Annotated in this window: 16 protein-coding genes and 1 pseudogene; 15 read left to right on the forward strand and 2 right to left on the reverse strand. The window is 52.4% G+C overall.

The window, feature by feature from the left end; all coding sequences use genetic code 11:
- Positions 1-104: 104 nt before the first annotated feature.
- Both NST23_RS01785 and NST23_RS01790 read left to right on the forward strand, forming a co-directional pair.
- Positions 105-884 carry a TrmB family transcriptional regulator gene (locus NST23_RS01785; RefSeq protein ID WP_122962155.1) on the forward strand — a complete coding sequence of 260 codons (780 nt, stop codon included), beginning with the start codon at positions 105-107 and terminating at the stop codon, positions 882-884.
- An 83-nt stretch (positions 885-967) separates the two neighbouring features.
- The gene (locus tag NST23_RS01790; protein WP_340962984.1) at positions 968-2,440 is read left to right on the forward strand and encodes an MFS transporter; all 1,473 of its coding nucleotides are present in this window, start codon (positions 968-970) and stop codon (positions 2,438-2,440) included.
- Positions 2,441-2,542: 102 nt separating this feature from the next.
- Here NST23_RS01790 and NST23_RS01795 read toward each other — a convergent pair whose 3' ends face one another.
- The gene (locus NST23_RS01795) at positions 2,543-2,986 is read right to left on the reverse strand and encodes a MarR family winged helix-turn-helix transcriptional regulator (RefSeq protein ID WP_340962987.1); all 444 of its coding nucleotides are present in this window, start codon (positions 2,984-2,986) and stop codon (positions 2,543-2,545) included.
- A gap of 98 nt (positions 2,987-3,084) precedes the next feature.
- Between NST23_RS01795 and NST23_RS01800 the strand changes: the two genes are divergently transcribed.
- From NST23_RS01800 to NST23_RS01815, 4 genes and pseudogenes are all read left to right on the forward strand, one after another.
- Positions 3,085-3,567 (forward strand): GNAT family N-acetyltransferase, encoded by a 483-nt coding sequence (locus NST23_RS01800; protein WP_122962158.1) that lies wholly within the window; start codon positions 3,085-3,087, stop codon positions 3,565-3,567.
- A gap of 127 nt (positions 3,568-3,694) precedes the next feature.
- Positions 3,695-5,179: an aminotransferase-like domain-containing protein gene (locus NST23_RS01805; RefSeq protein WP_280649286.1), complete on the forward strand. Its 1,485-nt coding sequence runs from the start codon at positions 3,695-3,697 to the stop codon at positions 5,177-5,179.
- A 21-nt stretch (positions 5,180-5,200) separates the two neighbouring features.
- On the forward strand, positions 5,201-6,127 hold the full coding sequence (locus NST23_RS01810; protein WP_217023360.1) for a D-alanine--D-alanine ligase: 927 nt from the start codon (positions 5,201-5,203) through the stop codon (positions 6,125-6,127).
- A pseudogene (locus NST23_RS01815) lies at positions 6,120-6,299 on the forward strand (hypothetical protein); the annotation flags it as partial. The gene NST23_RS01810 and the pseudogene NST23_RS01815, both read left to right, overlap by 8 nt.
- Before the next feature lie 64 nt (positions 6,300-6,363).
- Here the strand turns inward: NST23_RS01815 and NST23_RS01820 are convergent.
- Positions 6,364-7,131, reverse strand: a complete 768-nt coding sequence (locus NST23_RS01820) for an SDR family oxidoreductase (RefSeq protein ID WP_217023362.1) — start codon at positions 7,129-7,131, stop codon at positions 6,364-6,366.
- 279 nt (positions 7,132-7,410) lie between these two features.
- Between NST23_RS01820 and NST23_RS01825 the strand changes: the two genes are divergently transcribed.
- The 9 genes from NST23_RS01825 to cntE are packed head-to-tail and all read left to right on the forward strand — an operon-like array spanning position 7,411 to position 16,688.
- Positions 7,411-8,256 carry a diaminopimelate epimerase gene (locus NST23_RS01825; RefSeq protein WP_173597901.1) on the forward strand — a complete coding sequence of 282 codons (846 nt, stop codon included), beginning with the start codon at positions 7,411-7,413 and terminating at the stop codon, positions 8,254-8,256.
- A gap of 22 nt (positions 8,257-8,278) precedes the next feature.
- The gene (locus NST23_RS01830; RefSeq protein WP_340962990.1) at positions 8,279-9,085 is read left to right on the forward strand and encodes a methyltransferase domain-containing protein; all 807 of its coding nucleotides are present in this window, start codon (positions 8,279-8,281) and stop codon (positions 9,083-9,085) included.
- An 11-nt stretch (positions 9,086-9,096) separates the two neighbouring features.
- Positions 9,097-10,398 (forward strand): opine metallophore biosynthesis dehydrogenase, encoded by a 1,302-nt coding sequence (locus NST23_RS01835; RefSeq protein ID WP_173599700.1) that lies wholly within the window; start codon positions 9,097-9,099, stop codon positions 10,396-10,398.
- A gap of 37 nt (positions 10,399-10,435) precedes the next feature.
- A complete protein-coding gene (gene cntA / locus NST23_RS01840; protein ID WP_340962993.1) occupies positions 10,436-12,049 on the forward strand; it encodes a staphylopine-dependent metal ABC transporter substrate-binding lipoprotein in 1,614 nt (537 codons plus the stop codon).
- A gap of 8 nt (positions 12,050-12,057) precedes the next feature.
- Positions 12,058-12,990 (forward strand): nickel/cobalt ABC transporter permease, encoded by a 933-nt coding sequence (gene opp1B, locus NST23_RS01845; RefSeq protein ID WP_340962995.1) that lies wholly within the window; start codon positions 12,058-12,060, stop codon positions 12,988-12,990.
- A gap of 1 nt (position 12,991) precedes the next feature.
- Positions 12,992-13,885: a staphylopine uptake ABC transporter permease subunit CntC gene (gene cntC / locus NST23_RS01850; protein ID WP_122962167.1), complete on the forward strand. Its 894-nt coding sequence runs from the start codon at positions 12,992-12,994 to the stop codon at positions 13,883-13,885.
- A gap of 6 nt (positions 13,886-13,891) precedes the next feature.
- Positions 13,892-14,713 carry a staphylopine uptake ABC transporter ATP-binding protein CntD gene (gene cntD / locus NST23_RS01855; RefSeq protein ID WP_122962168.1) on the forward strand — a complete coding sequence of 274 codons (822 nt, stop codon included), beginning with the start codon at positions 13,892-13,894 and terminating at the stop codon, positions 14,711-14,713.
- Positions 14,700-15,443 carry an ABC transporter ATP-binding protein gene (locus NST23_RS01860; protein WP_173599703.1) on the forward strand — a complete coding sequence of 248 codons (744 nt, stop codon included), beginning with the start codon at positions 14,700-14,702 and terminating at the stop codon, positions 15,441-15,443. Before cntD ends, NST23_RS01860 begins: the two co-directional genes overlap by 14 nt.
- Positions 15,444-15,476: 33 nt before the next feature.
- Entirely contained in the window at positions 15,477-16,688 is a 1,212-nt protein-coding gene (gene cntE, locus NST23_RS01865) for a staphylopine family metallophore export MFS transporter CntE (RefSeq protein WP_340962999.1), read from the forward strand.
- The last annotated feature ends 37 nt before the right edge of the window (positions 16,689-16,725 follow it).

Raw genomic sequence — 16,725 nt, forward strand, 5'->3', positions numbered from 1 at the left:
GCAGCAGATGCTGGAACGGGAGTTGGGAGTTGACTTCTTCGCAAAACGATAGTAGTATTTAAAAACACCACTAAAAACAAACGGATAAGAAAGGAGGTAGAGCCATGATTGATGAGCTGCGAAAAATCGGATTATCCGATCTGGAAGCAAGATGCTATTTGGCGCTTCATGAGGACCCGAAGATTTCCGGTTATGAGGTTGCCAAAAAAGTATCCGTATCCCGCACGAATGTGTATGCGGCCCTGCGCTCTTTAACGGAAAAGGGCATATGCCGGGTGATCGAAAGCGAGCCTGTGCTCTATGATGCCGTCCCGATTGCACAGCTTGTTCGTCTGCTGAAAACGGAATTTGAACAAACAACGCGTGTGCTACAGGAGCAATTGAATGCTGTCCCCACCACGCCGCCGTCTTTTTACAGTTGGCAAGGTGACAAAACGATCGAGACGGTCATTCATCGCCTGATTGCGAATGCGGACAAAAGCATTGTCGTAGATATTTGGTCCGAAGATGTGAGCTGGGTGGAAGAGCCGCTTCTGGAAGCGGAAAAGCGCGGGGTTGCTGTTACGCTGATCTCGATCGGGGAATGCAACACGAGCGTAAAAAATGTGATCATTCACCAAAGAAGCGAAGAGTGGAGCTCGGTTCGCACGCGAAAATTTTCGATTTTGTGTGATGTTCATTCCGCTTTGCTTGGCAGCTTTGGGAAAGGCATCAAGCCCACCGCTCTGGAAACAAATCATCCTTCGCTCATTGAGCTGTTGCAAAACACGTTTTACCATGACCTCATCATGGAGCAAGTGGAGCGCGATTTTGGCAAAGAGCTGGAAGCGAAGTACGGGAAGCATTATGAGCGGATCATTGATGCGTACAAGGAATACTTGTAAAACAGTATTCCTCTATTTTTGACCCGCTAATAGTAGTATTTGAAAATACTCCTAAAATAACAGAAAAGGAAGTGCGACTCTGCATGAACACGGCTAATCCGGAGACCGCAAAGGCGATCGATCCAAAGCGCTGGTGGGCGCTGGCTGTTTTATTGCTTGGGACTTTTATGGTGTTGTTGGATTCGTTTATTGTAAACGTAGCGATTCCAACGATTGAAGAACAATTACACGCGAGTACCACACAAATTCAATTCATTGTGGCTGCCTATGTGCTTTCTTATGCTGTGTTGCTGATTACTAGCGCTCGTCTGGGGGATTGGCTGGGACGCAAAAAGCTGTTCATTGTCGGTATGATTATATTTACCGTGGCTTCTGCCTTATGTGGATTTTCGACAAGCGCAGGATTTCTGATTTTTTCACGTGTCATTCAAGGGGTTGGCGCCGCGCTTTTGATCCCCCAAGTGCTGGCTATTATTCAGGTGATCTTTCCGCCCGAGGAAAAAGGGAAGGCGATTGGTTTTTACGGTGCAGTCAGCGGGCTTGGCTTGATCGCGGGACAAATGATCGGTGGCGCACTGCTCCATTTTGATATCGGAGGACTCGGATGGAGTTCCGTGTTTTTTATTAACATTCCTTTTGGTATTTTGGCTGTTTTGCTCATCATTCCATTGATCAAGGAAACAAAATCGGCAGGAAAGCAAAAAATTGACGCGCTCGGCATCTTCATTTTGACGGGCAGCTTGCTGCTGTTGATCTATCCGCTGGTTGTCGGAAGAGAGGCAGGTTGGCCGCTGTGGGTATTCGCAAGCTTTGCGGGAGCGCTCGTTGCTTTCTTCCTGTTTCGCATACACGAAAAGAGAATGGTTGAGCGCGGGGAGAAGCCGTTGATTCCTGCAGCGATTTTTCACGAGCGTTCTTTTACTCTGGGTGTCCTTACCATTTTGGCTTATCAAATCGGCAATAGCGGGTTTTTTCTCGTTGTATCCATAACGCTACAGGACGCTTTGTCCCTTTCTGCCATGGATTCGGCGCTGGCGTTCACTCCGATCGGGCTTGGCTTTTTTATCGCATCGTTGCTTGGGCCGAAGTGGGCAAAGAAAAATGCCCATGTGCTGAAAGTGGGGGCAACGGTCTTGATCGCGGGCTATGCGGCAGTCATAGCGGCGTGTTATGCCTTTGCCGCTGAGCTGTACTGGCAGCAGCTCATTTTGCCATTCTTCCTGATCGGCTTGGGACAAGGTTTGGTTGGCGCCCCGCTGATGGGAACGATTATGTCAGGTGTCGGAAGGGAATATGTAGGAGCGGCGTCAGGCATATTGAGCACTTTCATGCAGACAGCCAATGCGCTTGGAGTCGCCGTAATCGGGACCGTATTTTTTGCAGCTCTCTCAGGGCAAGCAGCAGCTGATATACACCTGCAGCTAAACGCCTTCACCTTGGCGTTAGGATGCAGTATTTTCCTGGCTGTTGTAACGCTGATTCTGATTATTGGCTTGCAATGGAAAAAGTCCGTTCCGCAGCAAGGCGCTATGGCTAAAGCGGGAAAAGGGACGTAAATCTATACGCTGACAAAAACGCTGCATCCCTGTACTCATAGGGGTGCAGCGTCTTTTATTGTTCAGGCATGTGATGCATGCGTTTCCAGACCAAGCCTGGGATTACTTGCTGTTCATTTTTGCATTGCTCAATTTCTCTTGGATGAGTGCCATTGCCTTGCAAATCTCGTTCACGTCACGATCAGTCAGTCCATCCAACAATTGCTCGATTTGTTCGTCTGACTGGCTGTGAATGTTATCCAATATCTCTCTCCCTTTTTGTGTTAAAGAAAGGAACGTTTTTCTGCTATCGGTCAGTGGAGTTTTTTTCTCTATGAGTTCTTCTCTCTCAAATTTGCGTAAAATTCGACTCATGTAGCTTCTATCGATCCGAAGCTCTTGCACGAGGTTGTTGGCGATGCATTCCGTTCTCTCGCTGATCTCAAACAATACCCGCGCTTCCGTTAATGTATAATTGGTCTCTAAAATTTGATCATTAAATAAGCCCAGTATCTTCGTATAAAACCGATTGAATTGCCGAATGTCAGAGATGCTTTGCTTATTCATATAGGCTCCTTTTTTAGTTGACTTAGTCCACATTTAAGATTAGTATAATTGTACTTTTAAAATGTGGACTGAGTCAACTTTTGAAGGAGAGAAAGCATATGGTTATCCGCGAAATAAGCAAAGAAGACAATGCGCAAATCAAAAAGATCATTCAAGATTCATTAAAATCGCTTGGGCTAGACATCCCAGGGACAGCTTACTTTGATCCGCAGCTTGACGATCTTCACCAATATTACACTCGCTTGAAAAACAGCCAGTATTGGGTGGTTGAAATCAATGGCGAGGTTGCTGGCGGGATTGGCATAGCGCCGTTTGACGAGCGCGAGAAAATTTGCGAATTGCAAAAGCTATATTTAAGTCCCAAAACGCAAGGTCTGGGGTTTGGGAAACAGTTGATGGAAACAGCTTTGGCATTTGCCGCCGAGCATTATGAAAAATGCTACCTGGAAACACAGCACGAGCTGAAAGCTGCGTGCAGATTGTATGAGAAGTTTGGCTTTACCCTTTTACCTGAGCCGCTACCTGGCTCTGAGCATTCCGCAATGGATGCATGGTATATAAAAGATCTGAAACAAAGTTGAAGAAGCAAAGCTTGTCACCTAATGGGGGAAGCGAGCAAGGAACCGCCGCACGATGAAAAATCGATCGCGGTGGTTCTTTTTTTTCGCGCGTCTTCTGTGCCATCATTGTAGATGGGGGCGATGAAGGATGTTCCAGGATTTCAAGCTCGTCGATGACCGGCCGGTCGTGATCCAAGTAAAAGAATACCTTAAACGTTTGATGATAAAAGGGGCGCTGCAAGTGGATCAGAAGCTGCCGTCCACGCGAGAGATGAGCGGTCTTTTGAAAGTGAGCCGCAATACAGTGATCGCCGCCTATGAAGGCTTGGCGGATGACGGCTTTGCGTATGCAATCCCCGGCAAGGGCAGCTACGTGGCTGCTATAGTGGACCAGTCAGCCACAGATAGTGGAGGAACGGAAGGCCCCGCCAGCTGGCAAGTCGATTGGAAGGCGAAAATGAACGAGTATGCGGTAGCAGCTGTAGAGCTGGACATGATGAAGCAGGGCATACGCGCCCAAAAAGGGACGATCTCGTTTACGAGCATTGCGCCGGATGAGCATTTGTTCGATCTGGGGGATGTAAAGCGGGCGTTTATGGATCGCATGGCGATCGAGGGGCAGGTGCTGCTCAACTACGGCTATGCCAAAGGCTACAAGCCGCTGATGGAATACTTGATGCGCTATATGGAAAACAAAGGCGTGGATATAAGCGGCAAGGACATGTTGATCACAAGCGGGTTTACAGAAGGCTTTGACATGGTGCTGTCCGCTTTGCGGCCTTCCGGGCGTCGCGGTGCGGCCATTTGTGAAAATCCGACCCATCATACGGCGATCAAAAACTTGAAGCTGCACGGATTCGAGATAACTGGCATTCCGCTGGAACGTGACGGCATCGATGTGGAGCGGCTGGAGGCAGTGCTAAAAGCCAATCATTTCGATTTGGCCTACCTGATTCCTTCCTATCACAATCCGACTGGCATCGTCATGTCGCCAGCCAAGCGCAGCGCCGTCATGAATGTCATGAGCCGCTATCAAGTTCCGGTGATCGAGGATGGGTTCAATGAGGAGCTGCGCTACTCGGGAGCGCATGTGTCGCCTTTGATTGCCACAGTGGGAAAAGGGAACGGGGTCATCTACATCGGCAGCTTTTCCAAGGTGCTGTTCCCTGGCCTGCGAGTAGGCTGGGTGCTTGGAGACAGAGCGCTGATCGACACGCTGGAAAGCATCAAGCGCGCACGCACGATTCATACATCCACCATCGATCAAGCGATCTTGTACCAATATTTGCTGAACGGAAATTTTGATAAGTACGTCAAAAAAGCGCGGACGGAATACAAGCGCAAATACGAGCTGACAAAAGCATGCTGTGAAGCGCACCTTCCGGAAGCGCAGCTGTCTGGAGACGGGGGCCTGCACTTGTTTCTTGCTTTCCCGCCAGGCGTTAATACCCGTCAACTGCTGGCAGCTTGCACGGAGCAAGGCGTTATTTTTACGCCGGGAGACAAGTTTTTCATTGCTGAAGGCGAAGGCGTGCATACATTGCGGTTAGGCTTTTCACGGGTAACGGATGAAAATATCGAACGGGGCATTCGCATAATCGGCGAGCAGACGCGCAAATTTTTGCAAGGATAACGATAAAGGAGAGGTGTCACGATGAAAATTGGTGTCATTATGGGCGGGGTTTCCTCGGAGCGTCAGGTTTCTCTGCAAACAGGCCAAGAGATGATCAAACAGTTGGATCGCAGTCGCTACGAGGTCGTTCCCATCGTGATCGATCAGCGGCTGGATTTAATCAGGCAAGTTCAGCAGGCAGGAATTGATGTCGCTCTGTTGGCGCTGCACGGCGAGTATGGGGAGGACGGCACGGTGCAGGGCGCGTTGGAGACGCTGGGCATTCCCTATACAGGCAGCGGGGTCTTGGCTAGCAGTCTGTGCATGAATAAACAACTGAGCAAAATGCTGCTCAAAGCAGCGGGCGTGCACACGCCTGCGGGTCTTTGCTGGCAAGGAATGAACGATTATGACCCGCAGATGGTGGCGCAGCTAGGTTACCCGGTTATTGTGAAGCCGAATACGGGCGGATCGAGCATCGGTGTCCAGCTTGTGCAAAACGAGCAGGAGCTGTTGGCGGCTGTCCAGGGAGCTTGCAGCTTGGGCGAGACGATTTTGATTGAGCCGTATATAAAAGGGACAGAGCTGACCGTTGCGATCTTGGATGGCGAGGTTTTGCCGATTATCGGGATTCGCTCCGCCCATTCGGAGTGGTTCGACTACCAGGCAAAATACGAGGTCGGCGGCGCGGAGGAAAAGGTGATTCAGCTTCCCGCTGTTGTGGAGCAGCGCGTACATCATGCGGCACTGACCAGCTATCAGTTGATGCAATGCAAAGTGTACGCCAGGATCGACATGATTTTGTATCAGGATACACCGTATGTGCTGGAAGTGAATACGCTGCCGGGCATGACCGCCAACAGTCTGTTTCCAAAAAGCGCAGCGGCAGCAGGCATGACCTATACGCAGCTGCTGGATCGAATGATTGCCAGCTCCGTGCATGAGCGGAAACAGGAGTGGGGAAGGTAAGGTGGCAGTCGTACCGGGACGTGTGTTCGGAGCAGGCGGAGAGGGCTTTATTCGCTGCTCCCATGCAAGCTCGCGTGACGATTTGCAGCGGGCGCTGGAGCGAATGGGCAAGTTTAGGCAAGCGGCAGCCTGGCAGCCGCAGCAATCGCCCGGAACAGTCGGAGCATTGTGAAAAAAGGGCGTCTCGCAGTCGGAAAATCGACTTGGGAGACAGCCCTTTTTTGCGTCGAGTGTCCTTACAACCGCGATCCGCCACTGGCGTCGACCAGTTGTCCGGTTACCCACCGACTGTCAGGCGAGGCGAGGAAGGAAGCGATATCCGCCACGTCTTCTGGCTCGCCCCATCTGTTGAAAATGGACAGGCTTGCGGCGTATTTTTGTCCGTCTGGATTGTTTTGCAGGGTGCCAGCATTCATTTCGGTATTGATGATGCCCGGTTGAATGGCGTTTACCGTGATGTGGCGGCTGCCAAGCTGTTTCGCCAGCGCGAGCGTGAGGGTATCCATCGCTCCTTTGGACACACTGTAGGCAAAAACCGTTGGCGAAGCTACGCGCGTCACAAACGACGACAGATTGATGATCCGCCCGCCATCTTTCAGGCGAGACAAGGCTTGCTGGATGACAAAAAACGGACCTTTTACATTGATGCTCATGACTTCATCGAACGATTCTTCTGTCGCTTCTTCCAGAGACAAAATCTGACCGATCCCCGCGTTGTTCACCAAAATATCAAACTGACGCTCTCCGGTGCGAGCGATCAAGGCATCATCCAAAGCGGCAAACAAGTCGTGAATACCCGCGAGCGTGCGCAAGTCGGCACCGACGGCAAAGGCAGCACCGCCGTTTTTCTCGATCTCCTGCACGACTTCCTCGGCTTCCTTTTGTCTGCGGCCATAATGTACGGCGACCAATGCGCCATCTTGTGCGAGACGCAGTGCGATGCCGCGGCCAATACCGCGACTTGCTCCCGTTACCAAAGCGATTTTTCCATTCAACTTGCTCATGTCCTCATCTCCCTGTTTGAAAAGTCATGTTAGTTATATCACAGGGGGACATTTGAAATATTGCTCTCTCATTCCTCCGTCTAGGGTACAGATTGATTTCTTGACCATTGTCTCGATATCGGTACTCCGGAGCATGGCGACAAAAAAATATATTTGGAACACATTGACAATCACCAGAATTGTACCATATAGTTATCGGTATTAAAACGTAATGATTACGTTTTTCATTTAAACAACCCAAGATGCTTACGTTAATCATATGTGTAAAGGGTGGGGATCATGAGGCAAGAAGTCGATTTTATCAAGTTCAATCCCACGCAAAACATGACGATTCTGGTGAAAACGAAGCATCTGACGGAGCAGTATTCGCGCATTGCGTCCAGGCTGATGTCCTACGACAGCGTACATGCAGAGCAAGTCGGCTTTATTGAACAGGCGCAGCAGGATGGAGCGCGTGCTCATTTGCAAATGGCGGGAGGTGAATTTTGCGGAAATGCGTGCATGGCTCTGGCTGCTTGGCTCGCCTGGGAGAACGGTCTTGGCCCCAATGAGCGGACAGAAGTCCGGTTAGGGGTATCTGGAGCGGAAGGGCTTGTGAATTGCCGGGTCAACCGCCTCGCGGATGAATACTACTGCCAGCTTGATATGCCAGTGCCGCAGCGTTTGGAGCAGCGCACGATTTCGTACGAGGGCAGCGAATGGAACCTGGCGATGGTCAGATACCCGGACTTTTTGCACGTCGTGATTGAAGCCGAAGTCATTTGCGAGGATTTGCGGAAAAGGGCAGAGTCGCTGGCGAAGCTTCTTGGCTCGGTGTCGGAGTGGAGTATGGTCGGGATTTTGTTGTATCAGCCTGTCAGAAACGAGCTTGCGCCGCTCATTTACGTTCCCGAGCTGGACAGCTTGGTTTGGGAGCGCGGCTGCGGATCGGGAACCGCTTCGGTCGGTGCCTATCTCGCCTGGAAGCAGCAAAAAGATACGTCTGTTGAGATCAGACAGCCGGGAGGGACCATCCATGTGGATGCCACTTGGCGAGGGCAGGAAGTCGTTCGTTTGCAAATTGGCGGGTCTGTCGGCATTGTCGCACAAGGCAAAGCGTATATCGAAATAGGGAGCAACAATTGAAGAGGGTGAAGGTGGGAGTGGAGTGATCAAACCAGAACTGTTTCAGGAGTGTGTCCGGGATTTTTGCCAAAGATTTTCCGAATTGGCGAAGGTGTATGACGGTACGATCCAGCACAGCTTCGAGCTTGCCGCTGTGATCGATGAATACTCTGCTTTTGTGACGGCAGAAAGCAACAAGGAAGCCTGGGAATGGCTGGTGCAAAACGAGCCGAAACCATTTCAAGGGCTGATAGCGGATGTGAGGCAGGTGGCGTCGCGTTGCGTGGCGATCATGGAAAAATACCGGGCGTTGAAGCTGCTTGGCGGGCAAGCAGAAGGAGCGGACTACTTCAAAAATATCGAATCGTGCATCGAGGAGGAATTTGGGAGCTTTCAGGTAGGGGCAAATTCCAAAGTGCTGCTGGTCGGCTCAGGTTCCTATCCGATGACGCCTTTATTGATTGCGAAGCGCACTGGAGCGCCCGTCGTCGGGATCGATATAGACGAGGAGGCTATCCAGCTCGGGCAAAAAGTAGTCGATAGGCTTGGACCGGGGCTGCCGATTCAACTGGAGAGATCGTATGTCGAGCAGCTTCCTGTGACGAAGGAGGCGACCCATATCATCTTCAGTTCGACTGTCTCGAATAAATACGAGATTCTCGATCAGCTACACGCGCTGACAAAGGAAGACGTGGTCGTTGCCATGCGGTATGGCGATCACTTGAAGTCGCTGTTCAACTATCCGATGGAAGCGGTCGACGAGCAAAAGTGGAGGCTGGTCGAAACCGTCTTGCGTCCTGAGCATGTTTTTGACATCGCTTTGTATCGCAAAGCAGCAGTCATCCAATAGGGAGGTTGTGTATGAACGTCTTGCAACGAGTGTTGCTGCTGGGAACGGGTCCGGTAGCGGTTCAATTGGCTGTTTTGCTGAAAAACGAGTGGAACTGCCAGGTGGGAATGGTCGGGCGAAAATCGGTGCGCTCTGCGTCGTTCTTTTCGGCAGTCAAAGAAAGCGGCCAGCGCCTGATTGTCCATGTACAAAATGAGCAGCACCGCAGACTGGCTGGGGAATGCGTCCTCGATCACTTGTTTTGCGGGTATCAGACGGTTTATGGCGAGTGGGACACGATTGTTTTGTCTGTCACGGCCGATGCGTACATAGAAGTGTTGCAGCAACTGGATGAGTCGGTATGGCAACAGGTGCGAAGAGTTGTCCTGATTTCGCCGACATTCGGCTCCGGCGGCCTGGTCCGGCAATATTTGCAGGAGCGGCAATCGGACGCGGAAGTGATCAGCTTTTCCACGTATCTCGGCGACACACGCTGGTTGAATGGCGATCCGTCGCATGAAGTCGTGACGACAGGAGTGAAGAAAAAAGTCTTCATCGGCTCTACCAATCTGCTCTCTGCTTCTGTCAAAAGGCTGCGCGAGCTGTACGAGCGCATGGGAATTGCACTGGAAGCCAAGGATTCCCCGCTTGAGGCCGAGACGCGAAATATATCGCTGTACGTGCACCCGCCTTTATTCATGAACGAGTTTTCGCTGCGCGTCATTTTCGGAGAGGAAAAGGTGCCGAAGTACGTGTACAAAATGTTTCCGGAAGGCCCGATCACGCAGCACGTCATTTTCGATATGCTCGGGCTGTGGCAGGAAATCACGAATGTGGTAGAAAAGCTCGGCATGAAAGGCGTCAACCTTTTGCAGTTTATGACCGACGACAATTACCCGGTGCGTCTGGAGAGCCTGTCGCGCCGTGACATTGAGAACTTCCCGTTTTTCGAACCGATCCGTCAAGCGTATTTGCTGTATATCCGCTATACGTCTTTGCTGGTCGATCCGTACTCCGAACCGGATCAAAACGGCAGGTATTTCGACTTTTCCGCCGTTCCGATACGCACGATGTTCGTCAACAGCGAAGGCAGCTGGGATATGCCGCGCATGCCGAAAGAGGATTACTACCGGATCAAAATGATTCGCGGAATTGCCGCGTATGTGGGCGCTCTTTGCCCGACGATGGACAAGCTTATCGCTACGTATGAAAAGAAACTGGAGGAAGCCGCTGCCGCGCTTGCAGGCGAGTCACTATCAGAGGCGTTTCGCGTGCAAAGCTTCGAGAGCGACGTGCAGCTGGTTTGCCGCGAGCTGGGAAAAGTGCATCACTAGACAGACAAAATGAACAGGAAACGCAGGAGGATCGAGCATGAAAAAAGCACAAGCAGGATGGCTATGGGGAGCAATCGTTTCGCTGCTGGTATTGGCGGGATGCGGAAATGAAAACGCAGCGCCGAGCGAACCGGAGAAGCAAGCCCGGGAACTTGTCATGGCTGTATCCAAAGATATAAAAGATATGAACCCTCATCTGTACACAGGCTCCATGTTCGCGCAGGGCATGCTGTATGAGTCGCTGGTGGAAAATACCGAAGCGGGAATCAAACCGCTGTTGGCTGAATCTTGGGAGATTTCTGGAGACGGCAAGGTTTACACGTTTCATCTGCGAAAAAATGTGACGTTTCACGACGGAGCGCCCTTCAACGCAGACGCTGTAAAGAAAAATATCGAGGCGGTCCAGCACAATGCCGCCAAGCATTCCTGGATCAAGCTGTCGACCAAGATCGCAAGCTGCAACGTGGTGGACGAGCATACTGTCGAGCTGGTGTTGACCGAGCCTTATTATCCGACTCTAGTGGAGTTGTCGATGACGCGCCCGTATGTGTTTGTCTCCCCGAAAAATTTTATCGAGGGTGAAACGAAAGACGGGCTGAACGGTTACAGCGGTACCGGGCCATACAGGCTGGTCGAGCATAAAGCGGAACAGTCCGCCGTCTTCGAAGCGAATGAACAATACTGGGGCGGTGCGCCAGCTGTCAAAAAAATTACAGCGAAGGTGCTTCCGGCGGGGGAAACAACGTATTTGGCGCTGCAAAAAGGCGAGGTCAATTTTGCCTTTACCGATGACCGGGGGGCGAACAATCTCGACGTAGAGGCGATGAACCAGTTGGAACAGTCGGGAAAATACCAGATTGTCCGCAGCCAGCCGATGAACACGAACTTTTTGGCAGCAAACAGCAGCAAGAAGGAGAGTCCCGTCCACGACCGCGCTGTCCGTGAAGCGCTCTGGTACGCGATGGACAGAGAGCTGATCAGCAAACAAATTTTTGCGGGAACGGAGCCGCCAGCCGACACTCTCTTTTCTTCCAACGTCAACTATGCCAATGTCGAGTTGAAGCAGCGCGAGTATGCTCCCGAAAAAGCCAAGCAACTGTTGGAGGAGGCAGGGTGGCTCGCGGAGCAGGCAGGCGGTGTGCGCAAGAAAAACGGAGCGGTGCTGGCGATGAAGCTCTACTACGATGTGAACTCCTCTGCGCAAAAAATGGAAGCGGAATGGATGCAGGATCAGTTGAAGGGGATCGGGATTCAGCTCGACTTGATCGGAGAGGAGTCCTCTTCCATTGCCAGCCGCAGATCCAGCGGCGACTACGATTTGCTTTTCAACCAAACATGGGGACTGGCTTACGATCCGCAAAGCACGATCGCGGCTTTTACTTCCAAGTCGTCCTACTACTATACGACAAGCGGCATTGCGCAGGCGGATGAGCTGTATAAAAAAATCAACGACGTCATGGTGTCGACAGAGGAGCAAGCACGCAAGTCTCTTTACCGCGACATTTTGAATATCGTGCATGAGGAAGCGGTGTTCATTCCACTGACGAACGGCAGCGTCACGATTGTCGCTCCCAAAGATTTGCAAGGCATTTCCTTTAAACAGACCCAATACGAGTTGCCGTTTGAACGCATGTCGTTTGCAACGAAGTGAGGATAGAGATGGGGCGTTATTTGCTAAAAAGGCTGCTGATTTCGATTCCGCTGCTTGTCTTGGTTTCGTTTTGCACCTTTTGCCTGATGCAATTCTCGCCGCTCGACCCGGCAGAGGTGGTGCTGCAAGCGCAAGGCGTACCGCAGATCACTCCGGAGCTGGTGGCGCAGACCAAAGCGGAGCTTGGCATGGACAAGCCGTTTATCGTGCGCTATCTGGATTGGCTCTTGAGCTGCTTGCAGCTTGATTTCGGCTATTCGTACGTCACGGGCAAATCGGTCTGGTCGCTGCTCGGTCCGGCTTTTGTCAATACGCTCAAGCTGACTTTGGTTTCAGTTGCCGCCATTCTCGTGCTGTCTGTCGCCCTCGGGGTTATATGCGCCCTGCAAGCAGGCAAGCGGACAGATCAAGCGGTCAGAGCTGTATCCTTTTTGCTGGCTTCGCTTCCACCCTACTTGCTGGCGGCGATATTGGTCTGGTACTTCGCAGTCAAGCTCGACTGGCTGCCGACGAGCGGCATGGATTCGTACAAAAGCTACTTGCTGCCTGTCGCTGTGACCACGGTTGGCTACGCAGGCATTTATTTTCGCATGGTCAGGAGCGCGGTGCTTGGCAACTTGCATGAAGAGTATGTACGTTACAGCCGGGCGTGCGGGCTGCCGGAGCGAAAAATCATGCTGCATGTCATAAGAAATTCGTTGCAGGTGACTACCGCCGTATTTTGCATGGCGATCCCTGTCATTTTAGGAGGCACCGTTGTGGTGGAAAACGTCTTTGCCTGGCCGGGGCTGGGAACGTTGAGCGTCAAAGCGATCATGAGCCGGGATTTTCCGCTCATTCAGGCGTACGTGCTTGTGCTGGCAGTCGCTTTTATTTTGTTCAACACGGTTTCAGATGTGCTTCAAGCGGCGTTGAATCCAAAGCTGAGGGAAGAGTTGTAGCATGAAATGGCTGAAAAATGCGCTTCACGACAAAGTCGCCATGGCATCGTTCACTTTTCTCGTGTTGATTGCGGCAGCCGGGATTTTTGCCCCGTTTCTGGCTCCCCATGATCCAAAAGCTGTGCATATGGATATGCGCTTTGCTCCGGCTTCGTGGGAGTATCCGCTTGGCAATGATCAGTTGGGGCGATGCGTCTTGTCCCGGCTGATCTACGGCATCCGTCCCAGCTTGCTGTGGGTGCTCGCAGCGCTCGTGTTGTCTGTGGGCATCGGGGGAATCGTCGGTTTTGTGGCCGGATATTTCCGCGGGCGGCTGGACGCCGTTTTGATGCGGTTGTGCGATGTCATGCTGTCTTTTCCCGGGTATGTGATGACTTTGGCCATCATCGGGATTATGGGAGTGGGCCTGGAAAATATTTTGATTGCGTTTGTCCTCTCCAAATGGCCCTGGTTTGCCAGGGTGATTCGCACCTCTGTGAGACAGTACGCAGAGGCGGATTATGTCCGGTTTGCCAAAGCGATCGGGATCAGCGACTGGCAAATCATGACGAGGCATATCGCTTTGGTGGCGACTCCCGACATCGCCGTGATTGCCAGCAGTTCCTTGGGGTCGATGATCTTGCAAATATCCGGATTCTCGTTTCTGGGGCTGGGAATCCAGGCTCCGAATGCCGAGTGGGGCATGATGCTGAGCGAAGCGCGGGAAGTCATGTTTTCCCGCCCGGAGCTGATGCTTGCCCCTGGTTTGGCGATCGTCCTGACGGTTTGCGCGGTCAACTTTTTGGCGGACGCGCTTCAGACAGCCCTGGACCCGAAGCTTGGGCGGAGCAGGCAAAAGCCGCAAGCGCTCGTTTCCGCCCTGGATACCGGAATCAGTGGAAAGAGCGGGAGGTGATTGCACATGGCTGTACTGGAAGTAGCGGATTTGCAAATTTGGGACAGCGGCACGAATCAATGCCTGGTCGCTGGCAGTTCTTTTCAGGTAAAAGCCGGGAGTTGTCTGGCGATTGTCGGGGAAAGCGGGAGCGGGAAGTCGCTGACCTGCAAGGCGATTATGCGCTTGAACGACAGCGGGCTTCGTCAGTCAGGAGAAATCCGGTTCAAAGGGGAGAACTTGCTGGCTCTCTCGGAAAAAGAGATGCGCCAAAAGCGCGGGAAACAGATTTGCCTGATTGTGCAAAATGGAATGCGTGCCTTTGACCCTTCATGCGTGGTCGGGGTGCATCTGCTTGAGACGATTGCTACTCACTTTGACTGGGGGCGTGACGAGATAACGACCAGGCTGACAGCGGCCATGGAGAGCGTCATGCTGAGAAATCCGCGGGAGATCATGAACAAGTATCCCCACCAGTTATCCGGAGGGATGCTGCAACGGATCATGATTGCTCTGGCGCTTGTGCTGGCGCCTGATCTCATCATCGCCGATGAGCCGACGACCGCTCTCGACGCCGTCTCGGCCTTTGAAGTGGTAGAGCAGCTCATGGCTTTGCGTCAGAACACGGGCTGCGCGATGATCTTCGTCTCGCACGACTTGGGTGTCGTCAAAAAGATCGCGGATGAGGTGCTGGTCATGAAGGAAGGGGCAGTGGTCGAGAGCGGAGCGGCGCACCAGATCTTTTCCAAGGCGCGGCATGAGTATACGCGTTATCTTGTGTCCAACAAGCTTGCGCTCAGCCAGCGATTCAGCCAGGTGATGGGAGGCGTGGACGTTGCTGAAGGTTGAAGGGGTAGCGAAAGCGTATAAAAAAGCAGGTCTTTTTTCCAGAGAAAGAGAGCAAGTGCTGGCGGATATCCATTTTGCCTGCGATTACGGAGAATGTCTGGGGATCATCGGGGAGAGCGGAAGCGGGAAGTCGACGCTGGGACGGCTCGTGCTGGGGATTGAGCAGCCGGATCGCGGAAGCATTTTGTTCGAGGGAGAGAGCGTGACGAAGCGCAGGGGCCGAGCCGGGAAAATCAGCGCTGTGTTCCAGGATTACACTTCTTCGATCAATCCGTTTTATACCGTCGAAGCGGCGATTATGGAGTCGTTGCGCCTGATCGGGATGGGAGGGCAGGAGGCAAGTGACAAGCTCGACTTTTTGCTGGATCAGGTCGGGCTTGATCGCTCCTATCGCCAAAAGCATCCGCATGAGCTGTCCGGGGGCGAAGTGCAGCGAGTGTGCATCGCAAGGGCTGTCGCGACAAATCCCACGTGCATCGTCTTGGACGAAGCGATCAGTTCGTTGGACGGTTCCGTGCAAATGCAGGTGCTGCAATTGTTGAAGCAGCTCGGGCAGACATACCGCATGAGTTACCTGTTTATTACGCACGATTTGCAGGCGGCGGCTTATTTATGCGACCGGGTGATGATCGTACATCGCGGACGAGTGGTAGAGACGGTCGCGGTCGAGCAACTGAAAGACGTACAGTCTGCCTATGCCAGAAAGCTGTTGCGCATGGTCATGCTGTAATGTAACGACGACAGACAAGGAGGGAGAGCTGTTGTGAAGGGAGCGTTGGCCTGGCCTTTTTTGCGGTTGTATCTTTTGACTTTGTTCTATTTTAGCGCCAACTCCATACTGAATGTGATCATTCCGCTGCAAGGCTCATCGCTGGGGGCTTCCAATACGACCATCGGGATAGTCATGGGGGCGTATTTGTTTACGACAATGCTGCTGCGCCCGTGGGCTGGTCACATTATTCAAAAGCGCGGGCCGATCAAGGTGCTCCGCACGATTTTGATCCTGAACGGGGCGGCGTTGATCCTGTACACGTTTACCGGACTGGAAGGGTATTTTGTCGCTCGCATGCTGCAAGGGGTGTGCACGGCCTTTTTCTCCATGGCTTTGCAGCTCGGCATTATTGATGCCCTGCCCGAAAAAGAACGCTCCCAAGGGATATCGATGTACTCGTTGTGCGCGTATTTGCCAGGGATCGTCGGGCCGCTTTTGGCTTTGGGCATCTGGCAGCCCGGGGAGATGGGCAGCTTTGCCATCACAATGATCGCGATTGCGATTTTGACGGGTGTGGTCGGGTTCACCGCCAAAATCGACGATCCAAGCGATGGGCAAGCCGGGGCTGGCGGGCAAGGACAGGCGAATGCGAATGGAAAAGCGGAAACCTTTTCGGCGTTCGGCCCATTTTTCAAAAATCCGCACTTGCTCGCATGCAGTGTGCTGATGCTGACATCCTCGCTTGTATTCGGGGCGGTGACTGCTTTTATTCCGTTGTACGCACTGCAAATTGCCGGCGGTCATGCGGGAGTTTTCCTGATGCTGCAGGCGGGAACGGTCGTTTTGGCGCGGTTTGTTTTGCGGAAAAAAATTCCTTCTGATGGCAAATGGCGCGCTTCTTTTATTATGGGAGTGATGCTTATACTCGCTGTCGCGGCACAGAGTGTGAGCTTGTCCGCTGCGGGCGGGTTTGTCTTCTTTTACGTCGGGGCTGTGTTGATGGGAATCGCGCAGGCGCTGCTCTATCCGACATTGACCACGTATTTGACCTTTGTTTTGCCGCAGGCAAGCCGCAATGTCCTGATCGGTTTGTTTATCGCCACAGCCGATCTCGGTGTTTCGCTCGGCGGGATTATCATGGGGCCAGTCGCGGATTTGTCTTCGTATTCGTTCATGTATATGCTGTGCGCTTTGCTGGGAGTGGCTATGACCTTGTTTGCCTATGAGCGGCGCAAAGCGCTGACAGAGGCGAAGGCGGCGTAGAAAAGAAAAAGGAGCGGAAGGCCGGAGTGTAGCCAGC

The sequence above is a fragment of the Brevibacillus sp. FSL K6-0770 genome (assembly GCF_038000275.1).
Lineage (GTDB): Bacteria > Bacillota > Bacilli > Brevibacillales > Brevibacillaceae > Brevibacillus > Brevibacillus parabrevis.

Excerpts from the sequence above, each read along its gene's own strand:
- cntC (WP_122962167.1), top strand. The coding sequence starts at position 12,992 with ATGAAATGGCTGAAAAATGCGCTTCACGACAAAGTCGCCATGGCATCG.
- NST23_RS01785 (WP_122962155.1), top strand. The coding sequence starts at position 105 with ATGATTGATGAGCTGCGAAAAATCGGATTATCCGATCTGGAAGCAAGA.
- NST23_RS01790 (WP_340962984.1), top strand. The coding sequence starts at position 968 with ATGAACACGGCTAATCCGGAGACCGCAAAGGCGATCGATCCAAAGCGC.
- cntD (WP_122962168.1), top strand. The coding sequence starts at position 13,892 with ATGGCTGTACTGGAAGTAGCGGATTTGCAAATTTGGGACAGCGGCACG.
- cntA (WP_340962993.1), top strand. The coding sequence starts at position 10,436 with ATGAAAAAAGCACAAGCAGGATGGCTATGGGGAGCAATCGTTTCGCTG.
- NST23_RS01820 (WP_217023362.1), bottom strand. The coding sequence starts at position 7,131 with ATGAGCAAGTTGAATGGAAAAATCGCTTTGGTAACGGGAGCAAGTCGC.
- NST23_RS01825 (WP_173597901.1), top strand. The coding sequence starts at position 7,411 with ATGAGGCAAGAAGTCGATTTTATCAAGTTCAATCCCACGCAAAACATG.
- NST23_RS01810 (WP_217023360.1), top strand. The coding sequence starts at position 5,201 with ATGAAAATTGGTGTCATTATGGGCGGGGTTTCCTCGGAGCGTCAGGTT.
- NST23_RS01800 (WP_122962158.1), top strand. The coding sequence starts at position 3,085 with ATGGTTATCCGCGAAATAAGCAAAGAAGACAATGCGCAAATCAAAAAG.
- NST23_RS01805 (WP_280649286.1), top strand. The coding sequence starts at position 3,695 with ATGTTCCAGGATTTCAAGCTCGTCGATGACCGGCCGGTCGTGATCCAA.
- NST23_RS01835 (WP_173599700.1), top strand. The coding sequence starts at position 9,097 with ATGAACGTCTTGCAACGAGTGTTGCTGCTGGGAACGGGTCCGGTAGCG.
- NST23_RS01795 (WP_340962987.1), bottom strand. The coding sequence starts at position 2,986 with ATGAATAAGCAAAGCATCTCTGACATTCGGCAATTCAATCGGTTTTAT.
- opp1B (WP_340962995.1), top strand. The coding sequence starts at position 12,058 with ATGGGGCGTTATTTGCTAAAAAGGCTGCTGATTTCGATTCCGCTGCTT.